This window comes from Gemmatimonadota bacterium, assembly GCA_016713785.1.
Lineage (GTDB): Bacteria > Gemmatimonadota > Gemmatimonadetes > Gemmatimonadales > GWC2-71-9 > JADJOM01.
Genome location: JADJOM010000001.1, coordinates 518,861 through 539,250, shown reverse-complemented (window position 1 = coordinate 539,250; position 20,390 = coordinate 518,861). Strand labels below are relative to the sequence as shown.

Here is a 20,390-nt window from a genome sequence, read left to right as displayed (position 1 = left end):
CGCCTACGGCTGGCCCGCCTCCCCGCGCCCGGGCCGGCTGATACCCAGCTTCTTCATCCGGGCCTCGAGCGTCGTGGGCTTGAGGCCCAGGCGTTCGGCGGCGCCCCCCGGCCCGCTCACCCGCCAGCCACTGGCCTCGAGCACCCGCACGATATGCTCGCGGTCCACCGCGTGCAGCGTGGTCGGCCCCTGGGCCGCGGGCGGCAGCCCGACGGGCGCCGGCGACACCGGGACGTGCTGGCCGGTGGCCCACTCGGCCAGGACCAGGGTGGACCCGGGCGTGGTGATCACCGAGCGCTCGATCACGTTCGCGAGCTCGCGGATGTTGCCCGGCCAGGGGAACTGGCGGAGCCGGTCGAGCACGGCCATGGGAATGGCGTCGATCTCCTTGCCAAGGCGCCCCGCGTACAGCGCCACGAAGTGGCGCGCCAGGTCGGGGATGTCCTCGGTCCGCTCGCGCAGGGGCGCCACCGGGATCGGGAAGACGTTCAGCCGGTAGTAGAGGTCCTGCCGGAACTCCCCCCGCTGCACCATGGCGGCAAGGTCGCGGTGGGTGGCGGCGACCACGCGGACGTTGACGCGCACCGGCTGGGTGGCGCCCACGCGGATCACCTCGCCCTCCTGCAGCACCCGCAGCAGCTTCACCTGCAGGTCGAGTGGCAGGTCGCCGATCTCGTCGAGGAAGAGCGTGCCGCCGTCCGCCAGCTCCACGTAGCCGATCTTCCGCGTCAGCGCGCCGGTGAAGGCGCCCTTCTCGTGCCCGAACAGCTCGCTCTCCACCACACCGCGCGCGATGGCGCCGCAGTTCACCGCCACGAGCGGCCGGTCCCGCCGGGCGCTGGCGCGATGGATGGCCCGGGCGATCAGCTCCTTGCCGGTGCCCGTCTCGCCCCGGATGAGCACGGTGCTGTCCGTGGGTGCCACCTGCGCGATCTTCTCCTGGACCCGGCACATCGCCGCGCTGCATCCCACCAGTTCGGGACACGGGGCGGGCGGCGCCGGCGCCGTGAGGGGACCGGCGCCGCCCGTGGCCGCCGGCGGCGCCTCCGGCCGCAGCACCACCCAGATGGCGCGCAGCGCGCCACCGTCACGCACCCCCTCCCACCCGGCGCGGCAGAGGACGACCTCGCCCGCCGGTCCCGGCAGCCGGATGGTGCTGTCCGCGAGCCGGCCGCGCCCGGCCAGGAAGCGCCGCGCCAGCAGCGGCTCCGGGCGCGCCGCCGTGGCGGGCAGCGCCCCGAGCCGGACTCCGACGAGGCTCTCCCGGCGAGGCGCGCCGAACAGCGCCGCCGCCGCCGGGTTGAGGTAGCCGATCCGGCCCTCCCGCAGCAGCGCCTCCACGAAGGCCTCGGCCGGGGCCTCAGGAAGCGGCGCGATGGGCAGGTCCCAGCGGCAGAGGGGGGTCGGGAGCAGGTCGAGGACCCGTTCCGGCACCCCGTGGAGCGGCTCCGACCCGGCGGGGAGGTCGGGACGGGCCAGGGGGGGCAGCATCTGGGTGCCGTGCGGGAGGGGCGGCATGGGCGGCTCCGGACCGTGTGAACCTTTCTCAAGTGTCCGGCGTTGAAAAAGGTTCCAGAGGGGTGTTCATGACCATCACCGCGGCACAGCTCCAGGGCCTCCTGGGGGAGCGCTACGCCATCCGGCATGAGCTGGGGGGCGGGACGCTGGCGGCCGTGTTCGCCGCCGACGACCTGCGCCACGGCCGGCCGGTGGCCATCAAGCTGCTGCGTCCGGAGCACGCCACCGCACTGGCCGCGGAGCGGTTCGACCGCGAGATCCAGATCGCCGCCCGGCTGCAGCATCCGCATATCGTGCCCCTGCTCGACTCCGGCGAGGCCGGGGGGCTCTTCTACCTCGTGATGCCCCTGGTCGAGGGGGAGAGCCTGCGGGCCCGGTTGGTCCGCGAGGGGCCCCTGCCGGTGCGCGATGTCCTGCGGATCGTCGCCGACGTGGCCGATGCGCTGGCCTACGCCCACCGGAAGGGGATCATCCACCGCGACATCAAGCCCGACAACATCCTGCTCGCCGGGCGGCACGCGCTGGTCGCGGACTTCGGCGTGGCGAAGGCCATGAGCGAGGCCCTCGGGACCGACCGGAACCTGACCGGCGGCGTGGCCCTGGGCACGCCGGCCTACATGGCCCCCGAGCAGGCCACGGCCGATCCCGCGCTCGACCACCGGGTGGACCTCTACGCGCTCGGCATCCTCGCCTACGAACTGCTGACCGGGCGGCCACCGTTCGATGGGGACACTCCGCACGAGGTGCTCACCGCCCAGGTGCTGGATCCGCCGGTGCCGGTGTCGGAGCGGCGTCCCGACACTCCGGCGGCGCTCGCGGCGCTGGTCATGCGGGCGCTGCAGAAGGACCCGGCCGCGCGCTGGGCCACCGCCGACGAGCTCCTGCCCCAGCTCGACGGCCTGGCCACCCCGAGCGGGGGCGTGGAACCGGTGCCGGCCGCCCCGGCCCCGCCGGCCCGCTGGGGACGATGGCTGGCCGGGCTTGCGGTGGCAGTGGCCGCCCTGGCCGTGGCCGTCAGGGTGGTGGTGCGGCGCGTGGAGGCGACCGGGCTGCCGCTCGTCACCCAGCGGCAGCTCACCTTCGAAGGATCGGTGAGCGCCGCGGCCCCCTCCCCTGAGGGCAGCCTGCTCGCGTATGTCGCCGAGACCCAGGCGGGTGACGAGCTCCGGGTCCAGGACCTCCGAGGCGGGCAGTCGGTTCGGCTGGCCCTCGCGCGGGACATCAGCGGCCCCAGCTGGTCCGCCGACGGGTCCGAGGTGCGCTTCGACGCCCTCGACTCGGCCCAGCGCTACGGACACTACACCGTGCCGCGACTGGGCGGGGGCAGCCGACGGCTCGGGTTCCTCGACGGGACCGCCCTGACGCCCGATGGGCAGTGGCTGGCACAGTACCCCGGAGGTGGGACCCGCCTCCTGCTCATCGGGCGCGCCACCGGCGACACCCTCCATCGCGACCTTTCGGGATACCTCTGGCACAGCGACCCCGTCCTCAGCCCGGTGGGACCGCGGGTAGCGTTCGCGGCCGCAGCCCCGGCGGAACGCCGGTACCACCTGCTGGTGTGCGCCCCGCCGGACCTCGCTCCCATCATCGTGCTCGAGGATTCGGTCCCGATCGGGATGCCGGCCTGGGCGCCCGACGGACGGCGCCTCTACTACCTCCGGAGCTCCGGGGCGCTCAGCGACCTCATGATGGTGCGGCTGTCCGGGCGGGGGCGCGCCGATGGCCCCGCCGTCCTGGTGGCGGCGGGGCTGTCGGCCGAGCCGGAGTACATCCGCCAGCTGGCAGTCTCGGGGGACGGGCGGCGAGTGGTCTATGTGCGCCGGGACCGCTGGTCCAACCTTGCCCTGGTGACCCTGGCGGGACGGGCCATGCCGGCCATGGAGCGGCTCATCACCATGGGGTCCGCCCTCTACCGGACCGCCAGGCTCTCGCCGGACGGCCAGACCATCGCCTACGTGCGCGACCGGTCGGACGGCATGAGCCTCGAGCTCCAGCCCGTCGGCGGCGGTGCGCCACGGGCCATCGCGGTCCGGGCCGCCATCCTGGCCGTTGCGTGGTCGCCGGATGGACGGCACATCGCGGCGGCGGTGGGTGAGGAGTCCCGGCAGACCGGGGTCGAGATCTTCCCGGCGGATGGTGGCGAGCGCCGGTCATACGCGGGGATCCGGCCGGGTGCCTCGCTGGGGTGGCTGGGCGACTCACTGCTGCTGGTCACCGGGGAGGGGAATCGCGGCCTCTGGCGTGTCCCGCTCGAGGGAGGACCGCCGAGCCTCTTGCCGGGAGTCGACACGCTCTCATGGATCTTCTTCCCGCTGGCGGCCCCCGATGGTCGGACGCTGCGCTTCTACCAGAACTTCGGGGATGGCAACTGGGGCATCACGCACCTCGACCTGGCCACCGGGAGGTCCCGCCTGATGCAACGCGGGGCCATGCGCCTGCTGCACCTCGGGCGCGAGGGTCGCGATGTCTACTTCACGCCGATGGGGGCGCCGGCCGATAGCGCGCAGCTCTGGCTCGCGCCCGGCGACGGCGGCGAGCCCACGGTGGTGGCGGCCTTTCCCCGGGGGTCGGAGATCCTCGATGTGGACCCGCGGCGCGGCACGGTGCTCCTCAACCTGCGTGATGCCCGCGCGGACGCCTGGGCCGTGGAGCTCCCGGCCGACTGACCCCCGCGGTCGCCACGCCTCGCCTTACGCAACGAGCACCCCAACCTCCTCCTCCTCCCTCTCCACGCCACCCACCGGCTCGCTGACCAGCCCGCGTTCCACCGCGAGCGCGAGCAGCGCCTGCTTGAGCAGGCGCCGGCCGCGGTGCAGCCGGGACCGCACCGTGCCCACCGGGCGGCCGATGATCTCCGCGATTTCCTGGTACGCCAGCTCCTCCATGAAATAGAGCGTGCACACCGTGCGATACTCCTCCGGCAGCCGGGCCAGCGCGTCGGCGATCTCGCGGGTGTCGAGCTCGGAGATGTACGCCACGTCGGCCGGCACCGGGCCCAGGTCCTCCGCCACGGCGGCGCCCAGCACCGCGTCGCCCATGTCCGGGTCGTCGAGGGAGAGCCGATTCGGCGCCCGACGGACCCGGCGATACTCCGAGCGGCACACGTTCGTGACGATCCGGAGGAACCAGGCGCGGAAGTTGGTCCCTGCCTCGAAGCGGCCGAACGCCCGCCAGGCCAGGAGGGATGCCTGCTGCACCGCATCCTCCGCGTCCGCGGCGTTGCCGGTGAAGTGGCGCGCGGTCCGGTAGGCGGGTGCAAGCACCGGGGTGAGCAGCTCCTCGAACAGCGCGGAATCTGGGGTGGGGTTCGCCACGGTTCCCTCCATCGGTGAATCCGTCTGGTGGCCTGCGGACGGACCGAGGGAAAGGCAGGGGGCGGGCCGCGGCCGCGAGGGGCCGCGCCTTGTTTGGAAGAACTTGCGGTGGAAGGAGTTACGACGCCGGCGCCGAATGGCGCCCGCCTTGGCTTATCCCAACCGGTCACGACCCGATGGGAGTTTCCCAAGATGGGGATTGGGAACTCCCATGGACCGCGCCGCGCCGCGCACCCTCGCCGAGGCGGGGCTGCATGGTCTCCGGGCTACGGATTCACAATGACCAGCCCGCGCATGCCGGGGTGGATGCTGCACTTGTACGGGAATTCGCCGGTGGCGGCGAACACCACCGAGGCGGTGTCGTTCCGGGAGCTGAACGTCACATTGAAGGCGTTGGCGGCGGTGGTGTCGGTGACGGTGTGTCCCGCGCCGTCGTCGTTCCGCCACGTGACGGTCCCGCCGGCGGCGAGGCTCACCTGCAGGGTGTCGGGGTTGTAGGCCTGAAAGCCCTTGGTGGCCGCGCCGGAAACGATCGCAACGTCGGCGGCGGGTGGATTGCCGGGCCCGTTGCTGTCGCCGCCGCCGCAGGCGGAAACGAGGGACATGGCCACGAGGGCGGCCGCGGGGAGAAGGAGGATGTGGCGCATCACGTCGCTCCAGACGGAGGGAGGGTCGAGAGGGGACCGCAGGTCGAGCCCGCAACCTCGCATCGCCTCCCCGCATTCCCTAGGAGCCACGTCACACTTTCCGCCGCGCCGCCTCCCGCCAGCCGATATCACCCCGGAATACCTTCCCATCGTAGCGAATCGCGGCGGCGCCCGCGCGGCTCAGCGCCTGGGCTTCCGCGAACGTCGGGGCCACCGCCGTCACGTTGAGCACCCGGCCGCCGCTGGCACGCAGCACGCCCGCGGGGTCGCGGGTGGTCCCGGCGTGGAACACCGTCACGCCCGGCGGCAGGGTCGCCGGGATCTCGATGGCGGCGCCCTTCTCCGGGTCGTCGGGATAGCCGCGCGCCGCCAGCACCGTGGTCACCGCCGCGCCGGACCCGACGCGGAGCGGGCTTGGGGCCTCACCGCGGGCCACCCGGTGCAGGCACTCGAGCAGGCCGCCGTCCACCAGCGGCAGCACCACCTGCGTCTCCGGGTCGCCGAGGCGGCAGTTGAACTCCACCACGCGGAGGCCGCCGTCGGCACCCACCATGAGTCCGGCGTACAGCACGCCGTTGTAGGGCGCCCCCTCCGCGGCGAGCTGGCGCAGCGTGGGCGCGAGCACCTCGCGCCGCGCCCGCTCGAGCAGCGCCGGGGTGGCCAGTGCGACGGGTGCATACGCGCCCATGCCGCCGGTGTTGGGCCCCGTGTCACCCTCGCCGAGTCGCTTGTGGTCCTGCGCCGCGGGGAGCAGCTCGATGCCGGTGCCATTGGTAATGGCCAGCAGCGAGAGCTCCTCGCCCGGCATGAACTCCTCGACGACCACCACCTTCCCGGCCGCGCCGAACTTCCCCTCGCCCAGCATGGCGGTCACCGCCCCGCGTGCTTCGGCGCGGGTGGCGCACACGATGGCGCCCTTGCCCGCCGCGAGGCCCGAGGCCTTCACCACCAGGGGCTCGGGATGGGCGTCGATATAGGCCAGCGCGCGCGACAGGTCGGTGAGGGTCCGGCTCCGCGCGGTCGGGACGCCGGCGCGCTCCATCACCGCCTTGGAGAAGGCCTTGGAGGCCTCGATCTCGGCCGCGGCCTGGTCGGGGCCGAACACCGGATGTCCCGTGGCGCGCAGCCGGTTGGCCAGCCCCATGGCGAGCGGCGCCTCCGGCCCGACGATGGTGAAGGTGATGCCGTGCGCCACCACGGCCGCGACGAGGCGGTCGAGATCGGTGGCGGCGATGGGGAGATTGGTGGCGACCTGCGCGGTGCCGGGGTTGCCCGGGGCGGCGAAGAGCTGGGCCCCCGGGGCTTCGCGGTGGAGGGCCCACGCGATCGCGTGTTCGCGCCCCCCGCCGCCGACGACGAGGATCTTCACGTCTGCTGGGCCTTCCGGAAGGCGTCCTTGGCGCGCTCGGCCGCCTTCTTCGCGGCGTCCACCACCTGGCCGATCGTCTCCCGCGCTTCCTGCGCGTAGTAGTCCTTCGCCGCGTTCACCTCATCCCGCAGCGGCCGCTCCTGCGACTCCGCCCCGCGCCGGGTGTACTCGCCCCGGACGATGCGGTCGTATTCCCCCTGGCCGATCCAGCGCTGCAGCTCCGCCGCGCGGACGGTGTGCATCGGGTGGGTCACCATCAGGGTGCTCAGCACCTTGTAGAGCACGTCCAGCCCCTCGTTGCTGGTGGCGTACTCGTGGGCCTGGGCCATGAAGCTGTCGAGGTCGAGCTGGCCCTCGTGCAATCCCGGGCGCACCCCGCCGGCCATCTTCATGAAGAGGCTCTGCGCGGCGATCGGGTCCTGGCTGCCCAGCAGGCCGGCGCGGTCGCTCGAGAGCTCCGATTTCCGGGACCACTCCAGGAACGCCAGCTTCACCGGGATCAGGGCCAGGCCGGCCAGGCTGGGGAGCGCGGAGGCGCTCACCAGGAACAGGATCGCGGCAATGGTCCGGTAGAAGGCGTGGCCGCTCATGACGTGGCCCATTTCGTGGGCCAGCAGCACCCGGACCTCGTCGTCGTCCAGCAATTCAAGTGCGGCGGAGTGGAGGACGATAAATGGGGAGTCCACGCCATAGGCGCCGGCGTTAAATACCGGCGTCTGCGAGACATAGAGCTCAGGGACCGTCGGCCAGTCGAAGGTCGTGCAGACTTCGACGTGGGTGGTCCAGAGCTTCGGGAACTGGGTGGGTCCCACCCGGATGGCGTTGGCCTGGAACAGCAGTCGGATGCCCCGCTCCCCCCCAAGGAACGCCAGGATTTTCCGGGTGATCTCCTCGAACCCCGGGACCGAGCGCAGGGTCTGCAGCGCGGCGCGGTCGGCGGGATGCTCCCAGCTGACCGGGGCAATATCAGGAAACGTGCGACGAGGGCGTGGCGCTGGCATCGACATGAGCGGCTCGTGGTATGGGACGAGGTCCGTACGCCTCGAACGATAGGTGGTTTCAGGATGAGACAACTCAGTGGCGCGGCGGTGTGGCGGCCTGACGGCCCGGCGGGGACGTCGCAGGGCCAGGCCGCCGGGTCGCCGAGCCGCCTACCCCAGCGCCTGCTCCAGATCCGCCATCAGATCCTCGGCTTCTTCCACGCCGCAGCTCAGCCGCACCAGGCTGTCGGTCAGGCCCATGGCCTGTCGCAGCGCGAGGGGGACGGAGGCGTGGGTCATGCTCGCCGGGTGGCCGATGAGGCTCTCGACGCCGCCGAGGGATTCGGCCAGCGCAAAGACCCGGGTGCGTTCGACCACCCGGCGGGCCAGCGCCGGATCGCCCAGCTCGATCGAGATCATCCCGCCGAAACCCCGCATCTGCCGGCAGGCGAGCGCGTGCTGCGGATGGTCGGGGAGCCCCGGGTAGTAGACCTTCCGTACCTGTGGATGCTTCACCAGCCAGGCCGCGAGCTCGCGGCCGTTGGCGTCGTGCTGGCGCATGCGGAGCGGGAGGGTCTTGAGGCCGCGGAGGCAGAGCCAGCAGTCCATGGGACCGGGCACCCCGCCGGCGGCGTTCTGCAGGAAGCCGATCCGCTCGGCCAGGTCGTCGCGGGCGGTAACCAGCATGCCGCCCACCATGTCGCTGTGGCCGTTGAGGTACTTGGTGGTGGAGTGGAGCACGAGGTCGGCGCCCAGCGCCAGCGGCTGCTGGAAGTACGGCGTGGCGAAGGTATTGTCCACCGCGAAGAGCAGCCCGCGCGCCTGGGTGATGTGGCCGATGGCCTCGAGGTCCGCGAGGAACATCATCGGGTTGGTGGGGGTCTCGCCGTACACCAGCCGGGTGGCCGGGGTGATGGCGCTGGCCACCCGGTCCGGGTCGCGCATGTCCACGAAGGTGAACGTCAGGCCGAACCGGCCGTAGACCCGCTCCATCAGCCGGTGCGAGCCGCCGTAGACGTTCTCGCCGCAGACCACGTGGTCGCCGCTCGAGAGCAGCTTGAGGATGGTGTCGAGCGCCGCGAGCCCGGAGCCGAAGGCAAAGCCGTGCGTGCCGCCCTCGAGGCTGGCCACGCACCGCTCCAGCGCCTCGCGGGTGGGATTCTGGGTGCGGGCGTACTCGTACCCCTTGTGCCGGCCCAGCCCCTCCTGGACGTAGGTGGACGTCTGGTAGATGGGCGTCATCACCGCGCCGGAGAGCGGATCGGGGGCCTGGCCGGCGTGCACCGCGCGGGTGGCAAAGCCATGCCGCGCATCGTCTTCGCGAAGCTGAGTCATGCGGAACCGGGTTCGGGTCGGGCGAAGGTTACCCGCCCGCTCCGGGGGCAGCAAGCGTCGCCCGGGCGGGGAGGGGCCAGCTGATGCTCGATCAGGTCGCTGCCGCCCTGGAGCCGCGCGCCCTCGCGCCCCGCTGCCTCGTGGTCGACGATGATGCCCCGGTCCGCTCCGCGATCGCCAAGGTCACCCAGCTGCTGGGGCTGGCGCCGCTCGAGGCCGCCGACGGCGCGGCCGCCCTCCGGCTCCTCGCGGAGCAGGGCGAGGTGCCGCTGGTGATCAGCGACGTGAACATGCCCGGCATCTCCGGCATGGAGCTGCTCGAGGAGATCACCCGGCGCTACCCCGATACCGCCGTCCTGATGCTCTCCGGCGTGGCCGACGTGAAGATCGCGGTGGCCTGCCTCGACAAGGGCGCGCTCGACTACATCGCCAAGCCGGCGCTGCTGGAGGAGGTGCGGGCCCGCGTGGCCAAGGCCCTCGAGAAGCGCGACCTGCTGCTGCAGCGGCGATTCTACCAGCGCAACCTCGAGCTCCGGGTGCGGGTGCAGGCCAACCGCATCAAGGAGCTGTTCCTGCAGGGGGTGCAGACCCTGGCCCAGGCGCTGGAAGCGAAGGATGCCTACACCAGCGGCCATTCCATCCGGGTGAGCCGCTACGCGGTGCAGACCGCGGTGCGCCTCGGCTTCACCGGCGAGAAGCTCGAGGAGATCCGGCTGGGCGGGGAACTGCACGACATCGGCAAGATCGGCACCCGCGAGGCGGTGCTCAACAAGCCGGGGCCGCTGACCGACGAGGAGTTCCTGCACATCACCGAGCACACCATGCTCGGCGAGAAGATCCTGGCCCCGCTGGCGCGCGAGAACCCGACGGTACTGCGCATCGTGCGCAACCACCACGAACGAATGGACGGGCGCGGCTTCCCCGACCGCCTGGCCGGCGGCGACATCCCGTTCGAGGCACGCATCGTCTGCGTGGTGGATGCCTTCGACGCCATGACCACCAACCGCGCCTACCGGGCCTCCCGGACGCCGCAGGCCGCCATGGAGGAGCTGGAGCGCTGCGTCGGCACCCACTTCGATCCCGACGTGGTCCGCGCCTTCCTCGCCGCCTTCCCCGACCCGGGCCAGCTGCCGCTGACCGTGTGAGCCGCCGGGGTGGCATCATGAACCGCCGGGCGTGACCGTCGTCACCGCCCGGCGGTGCCGTGTGCTGCGAAACTCAAGGGTGCCTCCCTTGCCGCCGTCGCGCCGCCGGGGGGCGGCGCCGCCCGCGCCGCCCCCGCCGGAACCCGCCATGCCTCCCGGCAGCGGGCCGGCGTTGTGCCTGCTCGCCGACGACGACCCCGACCTGCGGCGCGCCATGGCCCACGTGCTCGAGGGGCTGGGACTGGCCTGTCTCGAGGCGGGCTCCGGCCTCGAGGCGCTCACCATCCTCGACCAGACCGGCGAGCTCCCGCTCCTGGTCTCCGACGTGTCCATGCCCGGCCTCGACGGCCTGGGCCTGCTGCGCGAGGCGCGCAAGCGCTACCCGGACATGGCGGTGGTGATGCTCTCCGGCATTCGCGAGGCGGAAACCGCCGTGGCCTGCCTGCAGGCCGGGGCGCTCGACTACATCACCAAGCCCGCCCTGCTGGGCGAGATCCACTCCCGCATCCGCCGCGCCCTCGAGAAGCGGGAGCTGCAGCTGCAGAACCGGTTCTACCAGCAGAACCTGGAGCGGCTGGTCGACCAGCAGGCGGTGCGGATCAAGGAGATGTTCCTCGAGGGGGTGCAGACCCTGGTCCATGCCCTCGACGCCAAGGACCCCTACACCCGCGGGCACTCCACCCGGGTGAGCCACTATGCCGAGCGGCTGGCGGCGCGGATGGGGTTCTCGGGCCAGGCGCTGGAGGACATCCGGCTGGGCGCCGCGCTGCACGACATCGGCAAGATCGGCACCCCCGAGGCCATCCTGCGGAAACCGGGGCCGCTCACGTCCGAGGAGTTCACCTCGATCAGCGCCCACACGGTGCTGGGCGAGCGGATCCTCTCGCCGCTGGTGCGCGAGAACCCGCTGGTGCTCTCGATCGTCCGCTCGCACCACGAGCGGGTGGACGGCGAGGGCTTCCCCGACCGCCTGGAGGGGCCGCGCATCCCCTGGGCGGCGCGCATCGTGGCCGTGGCCGACGCGTACGACGCGATGACGACCGACCGCTCCTACCGGAGCTCGCTGTCGCCCGAGACCGCGCTCGCCGAGCTCGACTCGCACGCCGGCAGCCATTTCGACGCCGAGGTGGTGGCGGCCTTCCGGCTCGAGTTTCCGCCCGCCGCCGCCGCCCCGCTGATCGGCTAGCGGGGCGGGGGGTGGCGCCCGACGGTTCCACGGTCCGCTCCCTCCTCCCCCGCCGCCCCCGCCGCTACCTTACCGCCATGTCTGACACCCTGATGATCAGTGTCTCCGGGATGCGGGGGATCGTAGGCAAGGACCTCACCCCGGAGCTCGTCGCCCGCCACGCTGCCGCCCTCGGCGCGTGGGCCCGGGCCAGCGGCAAGCCGCTCGTGGTCCTGGGCCGCGATGCCCGGACCAGCGGGCCCATGTTCGCGCGCGCCGCCACCGCGGGGCTCATGTCGGTGGGCGTGGACGTGATCGACGTCGGCATCGCGCCCACGCCGACCGTCCAGCTGGCGGTGGAACACCACCACGCCGGCGCCGGCCTGATCCTGACCGCGAGCCACAACCCGATCGAGTGGAACGCCCTCAAGCTGGTGGGGCCGGACGGGGTGTTCCTCGATGGCGAGGACGGCGCCCGGGTCCGGGCCCTCGCGGAGGCGGGCCCGCCGCGAGCCGGGTGGGAGGGGGTCGGCGCCGTCCGGGAGGATCCCGGGGCCATCGCCCGGCATCTCGCGCAGGTGCTGGCGCTTCCCATGATCGACGTGGCGGCCATCCGGGCGCGGCACTTCGTGGTGGCGCTCGACTGCGTCCGGGGCGCCGGCGGCACCACCATGCCCGCGCTGCTCGAGCAGCTCGGCTGCCGGGTCCACGCCATCCATACCGAGGTCGATGGCCGGTTCCCGCGCCCGCCCGAGCCGCTCCCTGAGAATCTGGGCGATTTGTCGCGTCTGGTACGGGAGAGCGGCGCGGCGATCGGGCTGGCGGTGGATCCGGACGTGGACCGGCTGGCGCTGGTGGACGAGACCGGGGCCCCCATCGGGGAGGATTACACCCTCGCGCTGGCCGTCCGCGCCATGCTGTCGCATTCCGCCGCGCCGTCGGGCGGCCGGGCGGGCCAGCCGACGGTCGTGGCCAACCTCAGCACCAGCCTGGTGGTCGAGGACGCCGCACGGATGGGGGGGGCCCGGTTTGTCCGGGCCCCCGTGGGGGAGGCCAATGTGGCCCGGACCATCCGGGACGAGGGGGCGCTGATCGGTGGGGAGGGGAATGGGGGGGTCATTCTGCCCTCGCTGCACATCGGCCGGGACGCTCCGGTCGGTGTGGCACTGATCCTGCACCTGCTTGCGGCAACGGGACAGTCGGTGGCCTCCCTGGTGGGAGGGCAGCCTCGGTACCGGATCGTGAAGGCCAAAGCACCACGCGGCAACGACTTAGCGCCAGTTTACGCGCGCCTGAAGGCCCGCTTTTCGGACGCGGTGCCGGATTCCCGCGACGGACTGAGGCTTGCATGGTCCGACCGCTGGGTGCATGTGCGGCCCTCCGGAACCGAGCCCATCGTCCGGTTCATCGCGGAGGCCCCGACGGACGCGGACGCGCAGGCCCTGGTGTCCGTCTGTCGCGAACTCTTTTCCAGTTGAGGACGGCCTGGCATGTGTGGCATCGTCGGGTACGTAGGCCCCAGGCAGGCGGTGGCGCTCCTCATCGAGGGGCTGCGGCGCCTCGAGTACCGTGGGTATGACTCCTCCGGCATCGCGGTCCTGAACGGCTCGGGCCTGGTGGTCCTCAAGCAGTCGGGCAAGCTGTCGGCGCTGGAGCAGCAGCTGGCGGAGTACACCCCGAAGGGCACCATCGGCATCGGCCACACCCGCTGGGCCACCCACGGCCCGCCCACCGCCACCAACGCGCATCCCCACCTGGACCAGTCGGGGAAGATCGCGCTGATCCACAACGGCATCATCGAGAACGCCGGCGCCATCAAGCAGGTGCTCCTGCAGCGCGGGCACGTGTTCAAGTCGGAGACCGACACCGAGGTGCTGGCCCACCTGGTGGGCGAGTGCTACCGGGGCAACCTCGAGGAGGCGGTGGCCGAGGCGCTGCGCGAGGTGGACGGCGCCTACGGGATCGCGGTGCTGTCGCAGGACGAGCCGGACGTGCTGGTGGCGGCGCGGAAGGGCTCGCCGCTGCTGGTGGGCGTGGGCGACGGCGAGTGGTTCGTGGCCTCGGACGCGTCGGCCATCCTCTCGCACACCCGTTCGGTGGTGTACCTGGACGACGGCGAGATGGTCGTGCTCACCCGCGAGGGGTACCACGTCCGCGACCTCGCGGCCACCCGCATCGAGAAGCCGGTCAACCAGATCGAGTGGGACCTCGCCACCATCGAGCGGGGCGGGTACAACCACTTCATGCTGAAGGAGATCTTCGAGCAGCCGGATACCGTGCGCAACACCATGCGCGGCCACCTGCTCGAGGAGGAGGGGACGGCGCGGGTCAGCGGCCTCAACCTCACCGACGACGACATCAAGCGGATCAACCGGATCGTCATCACCGCCTGCGGCACCAGCTGGCACTCCGGGCTGATCGGCGAGTACATGCTGGAGGAGCTGGCGCGGATCCCGGTCGAGGTGGAGTACGCCTCCGAGTTCCGCTACCGGAACCCGGTGGTCGACGACCGCACCCTGGTCATCGGCATCTCGCAGTCGGGCGAGACCGCCGACACCCTCGCCGCGATCCGCGAGGCCAAGCGCCGCGGGGCGCGGACCATCGGCCTGGTGAACTCGGTGGGGTCCACGATCGCGCGCGAGGTGGACGGCGGCATCTACCTGCACGCCGGCCCCGAGGTGGGCGTGGCGAGCACCAAGGCGTTTACCAGCCAGGTGATCGCGCTGGCGCTCATCACGCTGCGGTTCGGGCGGCTCAGGAACCTGAGCATCCTGCAGGGCCGGCAGATCATCCAGGGGCTCAAGGCGCTGCCGGAGCAGATCCAGCAGATCCTCGACCGGCACGAGGAGGTCGAGGCGCTGGCGGAGCGGTTCTGGCGCAGCAACAACGCGCTCTATCTCGGCCGGGGGGTGAACTTCCCGGTGGCGCTCGAGGGCGCCCTCAAGCTCAAGGAGATCTCCTACATCCACGCCGAGGGGTACCCGGCGGCGGAGATGAAGCACGGGCCGATCGCGCTGATCGACGAGAACATGCCGGTGGTGTTCATCGCGCCCAAGGACGCGGTGCACGGCAAGATCGTGTCGAACGTGGAGGAGGTCCGGGCCCGCGGCGGGCAGGTGATCGCCATCAAGAACGAGGGCGACGATCAGATCAAGCGGCTGGCGGCGGCCACCTTCACCATCCCCGACACCCTCGACCTGCTGACGCCGATCCTGACGATCATCCCGCTGCAGCTCTTCAGCTACTACGTGGCCGTCCGCCGCGGCTGCAACGTGGACCAGCCGCGCAACCTGGCCAAGAGCGTCACGGTCGAGTAGGCCCCGGCCGGCGGCAGGTGGGCACGGACGGGCGGCTCCCCTCGGGGAGCCGCCCGTCGGCATTGGGGGCTCAGGGCTTCACGGACTTCACCATCCCGGACCGGACCGCGCGCCACAGCAGCCCCCAGAAGCTGTCGCCCGGCTGCAGGTGGTAGGCGATCGGCGCGGTGCGGAGCGCGCCGGTCTCGTCCGGCGGCTGCCGGGACCGCACCAGGCGTCCCGCCACCATGCTCTTGAGCTTCTTGCCGAGGTTCTGGCGGCCCGTGACCGGGTCCACCAGGCGGAGCTCGAGCCCCTCCCACGCGGCACCGAACTCGCCGCTGGCCTGCCCGCCGGACACCACGAAGCGGAACCGCGCGGCCTGCAGCGTGCCGCCGGTGATCTCCAGGCCGTTGGACGGCAGCAGGAACCGGTTGAAACGGGCCAGGTCCAGCCGCCCCAGTTCGCCGTGCGCACGGACACGCAGCGGGCCGGGCTGGACCGGCACCTCGATCACGGCGCTGAGGGCCCCCTGGCCAAAGAGGCGGGCGGAGGCCTCGAGCCGTGCGGGACCGGCCCGTGTCGCCGTGGAGTCATTGCTCAGGTGACGCACGGTGGCCCGGAGCTGCTCGAAGCTCACCGCGCCCGCCTGGGTGCGGCCCGGCGCCAGCTCGCCGTAGCGGATGGCGCCGTCCTCGAGGACGATCGAGTCGGCGCCCACCACGACATTCCACGCCAGGAAGCGCGCCGGCCAGAGCACCCGGGGGCGGGGCGGGCCGGCCGGCGTTCGCCGGTCCGCCAGCACGTCGAGCGTCGCCTGGCCCACCCAGACCCCCCCCGCGGTGATCCGCCGGTGACGCAGGTTCTCCTGCCGCAGGCCCAGCACCCGGATGCCGGTGAGCGCGGCCCGCACCCGGGTGCTCCGGGGGCCGGCCGCGGCGAAGTACGTCGAGTCGGCGTGGACCGGGTCGTAGGTCACCGTGTCGACCGTGAGCAGCTGGCGCGCGAAGGAGCGGCGCAGGCCCACGGCGCGGAACTGGTGTCCCCCCGCGGTGGCGGCGGAGCGGAGCTCGCCGATGTCGAAGGTGGTGTCGTCCGCGCTCATGGTGAGCAGGACCCGCTCGACCTGCAGGCTCTCCGTGGGCACGCCGGTGGCATGGAGCGCCGCGGCCAGGCGCAGGGTGCCGTACTCGAAGACCCGGTGGGCGGCGCTGTCGAGCTGCAGGCCGCGCAGCTCGAGGCTGAGCCCGGTGGTGGAGTCGCGGACGGCCCGCGTGCCGCGCCGCTCCCGCGAGCTGATGGTGGCATCCGTGACCCGCACCCGCTCGATCCGGGCGCCGCGGACCTCGTCCGGCAGCCAGCCCGCCACCAGCCGGTAGAGCAGGGAGTCCGGGGCGGGGAGGGTCACGGGGAGGGAGTCCGGCGGGGCGTCGCGGGGCGCCAGGTGATCGGCCGGCCCGTCCACCTCGCGGCGCACGGAGGGGCGTTCGAGCGCGACGCCGGAGAGGCGGAAGTTCCGTCGCCAGATGACGTCGCTGAGGTCGAGTCCGGACAGGGTGATGACCGGCGCCTCCGCCACGAAATGCAGCGCGACGCTGTCCCGCGTCTGGTCGAACTGGATCCGGACCCGCTCCAGCACCAGGCGCCGGCGGAACAGGCTGAGGCGGAGCACCGGCAGTCCGATGTCGAGGCCAGATCCGGGCGCGCCGTTGGCCATGCGGAGGGTCCGCGCGCGCAGGTAGGCGTCGACCGGGACCCGGAGCGCGGCCTCGAGCGCGCGCTCGAGCAGCACGATCCCGGCCCCCGACAGGAGCACGGTGGCGAGGGCGCCGACCAGGATCCGGCGGTGGAGGGGGCGCAGGGGCATGTCCCCAAGATACCCCCGCGGGCGGCCCCCCCCGGTCGAGGGCCGCCTACCTCTGGGCGCGCTTTCGGTTCATGTTTGGCGCATGCGAATCGTCCTGCAGCGGGTGACGCAGGCCAGCGTCACCATCGACGGCCGCACCGCGGGCGCGGTGGGGCGCGGCTTCTGCGTGCTGGTGGGGTTCACCCACACCGACACCCCGGCCGAGGTGGACTGGATGGCGGAGAAGGTGGCGGGGCTCCGGCTCTTCGCCGATGCCGAGGCCAAGATGAACCTCGGCCTGGCCGACGTGGGGGGCGGCGTGCTGGTCGTCTCCCAGTTCACGCTCTATGGTGATGCCCAGAAGGGGCGACGCCCGTCGTTCATCACGGCCGCGCGGCCGGAGACGGCGATTCCCCTCTACGAACGCTTCCTCGCCGGGTTGCGGGGCCACGGGCTGCAGGTGGAGACGGGCGAGTTCGGGGCGATGATGCAGGTGGAGATCCACAACGACGGGCCGGTCACCCTGGTGGTCGAGCGCGAGGCCCCGGGGGCCCCGGGCGGCTCCGCCTAGGCGTGGGCGCCGTGACGGCGCAGGCGCCCGAGGAGGTCCACCACCTTGAGGGAGCACTGGGCGAACTCGCTGTCGAAGCCCAGCAGGCGGTGGGCCTCGTCGTGGTTCCCGTCGTTGATCCGGTCCACGACCCTTCCTGCGGCGCGGTGGAAGGCGGCGTGCTGCGCGACCAGGTCCTGGAAGTCCGGGTGCTCCGCGAGACGGCCGGCCTCCGCATGGAGCCAGCGGCCGAGGTCGCAGTGATCGTCCGCCCCGACCTCGGCCGGATCCAGCCGTCCCTCGCCGGCCATGCTGGCGTGCAGGCGGCGCTTCCACCGGGTATGCGACAGGATTGCCGCCTCGAAGTCCATGGATACTCCCGTGCCGTGATGAGTGCGGGCCCCGTCAGGGGTATCGGCCGCGGGGCCGGAAACCTGAATTGCGCCCCCGTGCGTGGTGCCTGGGTCCAGTCAGGCACCGGGCCCGCCCAACCCAGGAAGCGATGCCACGCATGATGCCGACTCCCCCGCTCATCCTCGCCTCGGGCTCGCCCCGCCGGCGCGAGCTGCTGCAGATGCTCGGCATCCCCTTCGTGGTGCGCCCCTCGCACATCCCGGAAGCGCAGGCCCCGGGCGAGGCGCCGGTGGCGTACGCGGAGCGGCTGGCGCGGGAGAAGGCACTGAGCGTCCCCGGGGACCTCGTCCTGGGGGCGGACACGACCGTCCTGCTCGACGGCCGCCTGCTCGAGAAGCCGGCCGACGCGGCGGACGCCCTGCGCATGCTGCGCGCGCTGCAGGGCCGCACCCACGAGGTGATCACCAGCGTGGCCCTGGTCGCGGGCGGCCGGGTGGGGCAGGCCACCGACATCACCCGGGTGAGCTTCCGCCCCGCGGACGATGACTACCTGCGCGCCTACATCGCCACCGGCGAGCCGATGGACAAGGCGGGGGCCTACGGCATCCAGGGGTACGGGGCCGCGCTGGTGGAGCGGATCGAGGGAGACTTCTTCGGGGTGATGGGGTTGCCGGTGCGCCTGGTGCTGCGCCTGCTGGAAGAGGCGGGGTGTGGATACCGCTTCGGGGAGGGGCGCGGCTAGGCGGCTAGGCGGCGGCTCGGCGGCTCGGCCGCCGTGGGGCAGTGCCGCCGTACCGCCCTGCCGCCCCACCCGGCTACGGCGTGAGGCCCTGCTTCGGCTCCAGCTTGGCGGCCCACAGGCCGCTGTTGAAGTCGGTAAAGAGGATGTGGCCCTTCCACGGCATCGCGTTCATCACGAACGAAGCATTGGGGGTGTATCCCTCGGGATCAAAGGGCTTGTACACCGCGATCTCCCGCCGCTGCTCCGCCAGGTTGCCCACCAGCTCGCCCGAGACATCGACCACCCGGACCCCGCCGTCGTAGTACGCCTGGTACATCACGTCGTCCTCGACGATGATGTCGTGCGCGCCGAACTCCTCCTGGTGGTACTTCGCGATGTTCTGCGGGTGCATCGGGTCGGTGAAGTCGATGATGTGGGTGTAGCCGGCCGAGGTCTGGGGCACGCCGCCCCGCTTCGGGATGCTGCCGAAGAGGTCGGGGAAGTAGTTGGTCCCCTCCCAGACGCGTCCCTCGCGCGACATGATCTCGTCCCCCAGGAACAGGTAGACCTTGCCGGTGGCCTTCTGGATGTACGGGAAGATCTCGTGCGTGGCGCCGCTGGTGGTCGCGAAGGTGTTGATGAGGACGGGCTTCTCGATGGTGCCGCCCCACCGGCCGTTGCCCACGTCCACCGCGACCACGCCGGTGCCCCACTCGGAGCTGTAGGCGATGCCGTCGTGCACCCAGACGTCGTGCACCCGGCTGTTGGGGTGGTCGTATTCGCTGACGTACTTCGGGTGGTCCACATCGCGGACGTCGATGATGACGTAGCGGTCGCCGCCCGAGATGGCGAAGAGGTAATCCCGGGTGGCGAACATGTTGTGCACGCCACCGGTCAGCTCCTGGTCGAAGCCGGACGCCACCCGGGGGTGGGCCGGCGTGGCGAGGTCGAGGAGGACCACGCCGTTCACCCGGTTGGAGGCGCCCTCGCGGGACAGGACGCCGTAGCGGCCATCGGGCGAGACGGTCACGTCATTGATCACCCGCGCGTCCACCTTGATGGAGTCGGTGCGCACCGGGTGCGCCAGGTCCGTGATGTCGAAGACGTAGGCCCAGCCGTCGCCGCCCCAGGTCCCGACCAGGGCGTAGTCGCGGCCGTCGCGGCCGGTCCAGGGCCAGAAGTCCGAGGTGTGGACGTTGGTGATCGCGCCGCGGCCGGTGACGCTGATGCGGCGACGCGCGTCACGGGGGCGGGCCTCCACGACGGCCCGGGCCACCACGTCCCCGGCCGAGGCGAGCAGGGTGTAGCGGCCCGGCACCTCGGCGGTGAAGAGGCCGCGATCCAGGACGCCGGTGGCGCCCGGGGCCGCGATGGTATCGTCGGGGGCGTAGGTGTAGCTCCAGGTGATCGGCACGTCGGTGACCGGCGTCCCGTTGGCGCGGCGTGCGGTGGCCTTGAGGTGCAGGACATCGCCGGTGCGGACGCTGGCCTGGTCCAGGTCCACCGAGAGGCTGCGGACCGGATTGGCCAGGACCACCTGCCGCCAGTCCGCCCGGCGTCCCTCCGCCTCCGCGGTGATCACCACCGTGCCGGCGCGGTGGGCCGTGACGTAGCCATAGCGGTCCACCGACGCGATCGCGGGGCTGGAGCTGCGCCACGTGGCCGGGAGGGCCGCCGCCGGGCGTTCCCCGCCGTCGGCGTGGTGCCCGTGCGCCGTGAGGCCGAGGGTGATGCCGGTATAGAGCCGGCCGGGCTCGCTGCGCACCGCGAGCGACTGCAGGGCCGGCCAGGTGACCTGCACCGGGATCGTGACCATCGCGGGCGGGGTGCCATCCCCGCTGACGGCCGTGAAGACCATCTCGAACCGGCCCGCCGCCAGCGCGGTGACCGCGTTGCGGCCCAGCCGCAGCGCGTTGCGCGGGCCGCTGCCCCGCAGCGGCGGGTTGGGGATCTCGCGGCCGGCGGCGTCGAAGGCGGTGACGCGGAACGAGTCCGTGGCACCCACCTCGAGCGTGAGGGCCGCCGGCTCGGCCACCAGCCGCGCCACCGGGGGTGGGGCGGGCTGCTGGGCCGCCGTGGGGGTGGCGGGGGCGAGGCTGATCGCCGTGACGGCGAGGAGGCGCGAGATTAGCTTCGACACGTCGGGGCTC

The 20,390-nt window shown here is 72.5% G+C and carries 16 protein-coding genes; 7 read left to right on the top strand and 9 right to left on the bottom strand.

The annotated features are described in order from the left end of the window. Window positions 1-3 precede the first annotated feature (3 nt). The gene (locus IPJ95_02355; GenBank protein MBK7922456.1) at window positions 4-954 is read right to left on the bottom strand and encodes a sigma 54-interacting transcriptional regulator; all 951 of its coding nucleotides are present in this window, start codon (window positions 952-954) and stop codon (window positions 4-6) included. A 632-nt stretch (window positions 955-1,586) separates the two neighbouring features. On the opposite strand from IPJ95_02355, the gene IPJ95_02350 reads away from it, so the two are divergent. Beyond that, the gene (locus tag IPJ95_02350) at window positions 1,587-4,184 is read left to right on the top strand and encodes a protein kinase (protein ID MBK7922455.1); all 2,598 of its coding nucleotides are present in this window, start codon (window positions 1,587-1,589) and stop codon (window positions 4,182-4,184) included. Between the two features lie 24 nt (window positions 4,185-4,208). On the opposite strand, the gene IPJ95_02345 is transcribed toward IPJ95_02350, so the two are convergent. The 5 genes from IPJ95_02345 to IPJ95_02325 form a co-directional block, all read right to left on the bottom strand. Further along, window positions 4,209-4,832: a sigma-70 family RNA polymerase sigma factor gene (locus IPJ95_02345; protein MBK7922454.1), complete on the bottom strand. Its 624-nt coding sequence runs from the start codon at window positions 4,830-4,832 to the stop codon at window positions 4,209-4,211. 266 nt (window positions 4,833-5,098) lie between these two features. Beyond that, window positions 5,099-5,479, bottom strand: a complete 381-nt coding sequence (locus tag IPJ95_02340; GenBank protein ID MBK7922453.1) for a hypothetical protein — start codon at window positions 5,477-5,479, stop codon at window positions 5,099-5,101. 91 nt (window positions 5,480-5,570) lie between these two features. Beyond that, entirely contained in the window at window positions 5,571-6,848 is a 1,278-nt protein-coding gene (gene purD / locus IPJ95_02335; protein ID MBK7922452.1) for a phosphoribosylamine--glycine ligase, read from the bottom strand. After that, window positions 6,845-7,849 carry a M48 family metallopeptidase gene (locus tag IPJ95_02330; GenBank protein ID MBK7922451.1) on the bottom strand — a complete coding sequence of 335 codons (1,005 nt, stop codon included), beginning with the start codon at window positions 7,847-7,849 and terminating at the stop codon, window positions 6,845-6,847. Before IPJ95_02330 ends, purD begins: the two co-directional genes overlap by 4 nt. A gap of 150 nt (window positions 7,850-7,999) precedes the next feature. Further along, on the bottom strand, window positions 8,000-9,163 hold the full coding sequence (locus tag IPJ95_02325; GenBank protein MBK7922450.1) for a cystathionine gamma-synthase: 1,164 nt from the start codon (window positions 9,161-9,163) through the stop codon (window positions 8,000-8,002). 83 nt (window positions 9,164-9,246) lie between these two features. Between IPJ95_02325 and IPJ95_02320 the strand changes: the two genes are divergently transcribed. The 4 genes from IPJ95_02320 (at window position 9,247) to glmS (ending at window position 14,790) form a co-directional block, all read left to right on the top strand. Then, window positions 9,247-10,308, top strand: a complete 1,062-nt coding sequence (locus IPJ95_02320; GenBank protein ID MBK7922449.1) for a response regulator — start codon at window positions 9,247-9,249, stop codon at window positions 10,306-10,308. A gap of 148 nt (window positions 10,309-10,456) precedes the next feature. Then, window positions 10,457-11,494, top strand: a complete 1,038-nt coding sequence (locus IPJ95_02315) for a response regulator (protein MBK7922448.1) — start codon at window positions 10,457-10,459, stop codon at window positions 11,492-11,494. 77 nt (window positions 11,495-11,571) lie between these two features. Next, window positions 11,572-12,951, top strand: a complete 1,380-nt coding sequence (gene glmM / locus IPJ95_02310; GenBank protein MBK7922447.1) for a phosphoglucosamine mutase — start codon at window positions 11,572-11,574, stop codon at window positions 12,949-12,951. Window positions 12,952-12,963: 12 nt separating this feature from the next. Next, window positions 12,964-14,790, top strand: a complete 1,827-nt coding sequence (gene glmS / locus IPJ95_02305) for a glutamine--fructose-6-phosphate transaminase (isomerizing) (GenBank protein MBK7922446.1) — start codon at window positions 12,964-12,966, stop codon at window positions 14,788-14,790. 70 nt (window positions 14,791-14,860) lie between these two features. On the opposite strand, the gene IPJ95_02300 is transcribed toward glmS, so the two are convergent. After that, window positions 14,861-16,636, bottom strand: a complete 1,776-nt coding sequence (locus IPJ95_02300) for a DUF748 domain-containing protein (protein MBK7922445.1) — start codon at window positions 16,634-16,636, stop codon at window positions 14,861-14,863. Window positions 16,637-16,718: 82 nt separating this feature from the next. Here IPJ95_02300 and IPJ95_02295 point away from each other — a divergent pair, with 82 nt between their 5' ends. Then, a complete protein-coding gene (locus tag IPJ95_02295) occupies window positions 16,719-17,186 on the top strand; it encodes a D-tyrosyl-tRNA(Tyr) deacylase (protein MBK7922444.1) in 468 nt (155 codons plus the stop codon). On the opposite strand, the gene IPJ95_02290 is transcribed toward IPJ95_02295, so the two are convergent. Then, window positions 17,183-17,536: a CZB domain-containing protein gene (locus IPJ95_02290; protein ID MBK7922443.1), complete on the bottom strand. Its 354-nt coding sequence runs from the start codon at window positions 17,534-17,536 to the stop codon at window positions 17,183-17,185. The genes IPJ95_02295 and IPJ95_02290 overlap by 4 nt on opposite strands. Window positions 17,537-17,676: 140 nt before the next feature. On the opposite strand from IPJ95_02290, the gene maf reads away from it, so the two are divergent. After that, a complete protein-coding gene (gene maf, locus IPJ95_02285) occupies window positions 17,677-18,261 on the top strand; it encodes a septum formation inhibitor Maf (protein MBK7922442.1) in 585 nt (194 codons plus the stop codon). A gap of 73 nt (window positions 18,262-18,334) precedes the next feature. Here maf and IPJ95_02280 read toward each other — a convergent pair whose 3' ends face one another. Then, entirely contained in the window at window positions 18,335-20,380 is a 2,046-nt protein-coding gene (locus tag IPJ95_02280) for a hypothetical protein (GenBank protein ID MBK7922441.1), read from the bottom strand. Window positions 20,381-20,390: the final 10 nt, after the last annotated feature.

Bases quoted from the DNA above. Each gene is read 5' to 3' on its own strand.
- IPJ95_02290 (MBK7922443.1), bottom strand. From the start codon at position 17,536: ATGGACTTCGAGGCGGCAATCCTGTCGCATACCCGGTGGAAGCGCCGC.
- IPJ95_02330 (MBK7922451.1), bottom strand. From the start codon at position 7,849: ATGCCAGCGCCACGCCCTCGTCGCACGTTTCCTGATATTGCCCCGGTC.
- IPJ95_02325 (MBK7922450.1), bottom strand. From the start codon at position 9,163: ATGACTCAGCTTCGCGAAGACGATGCGCGGCATGGCTTTGCCACCCGC.
- maf (MBK7922442.1), top strand. From the start codon at position 17,677: ATGATGCCGACTCCCCCGCTCATCCTCGCCTCGGGCTCGCCCCGCCGG.
- IPJ95_02295 (MBK7922444.1), top strand. From the start codon at position 16,719: ATGCGAATCGTCCTGCAGCGGGTGACGCAGGCCAGCGTCACCATCGAC.
- glmM (MBK7922447.1), top strand. From the start codon at position 11,572: ATGTCTGACACCCTGATGATCAGTGTCTCCGGGATGCGGGGGATCGTA.
- IPJ95_02355 (MBK7922456.1), bottom strand. From the start codon at position 954: ATGTGCCGGGTCCAGGAGAAGATCGCGCAGGTGGCACCCACGGACAGC.
- IPJ95_02340 (MBK7922453.1), bottom strand. From the start codon at position 5,479: ATGCGCCACATCCTCCTTCTCCCCGCGGCCGCCCTCGTGGCCATGTCC.
- IPJ95_02350 (MBK7922455.1), top strand. From the start codon at position 1,587: ATGACCATCACCGCGGCACAGCTCCAGGGCCTCCTGGGGGAGCGCTAC.
- IPJ95_02315 (MBK7922448.1), top strand. From the start codon at position 10,457: ATGCCTCCCGGCAGCGGGCCGGCGTTGTGCCTGCTCGCCGACGACGAC.
- glmS (MBK7922446.1), top strand. From the start codon at position 12,964: ATGTGTGGCATCGTCGGGTACGTAGGCCCCAGGCAGGCGGTGGCGCTC.
- IPJ95_02300 (MBK7922445.1), bottom strand. From the start codon at position 16,636: ATGCCCCTGCGCCCCCTCCACCGCCGGATCCTGGTCGGCGCCCTCGCC.
- IPJ95_02320 (MBK7922449.1), top strand. From the start codon at position 9,247: ATGCTCGATCAGGTCGCTGCCGCCCTGGAGCCGCGCGCCCTCGCGCCC.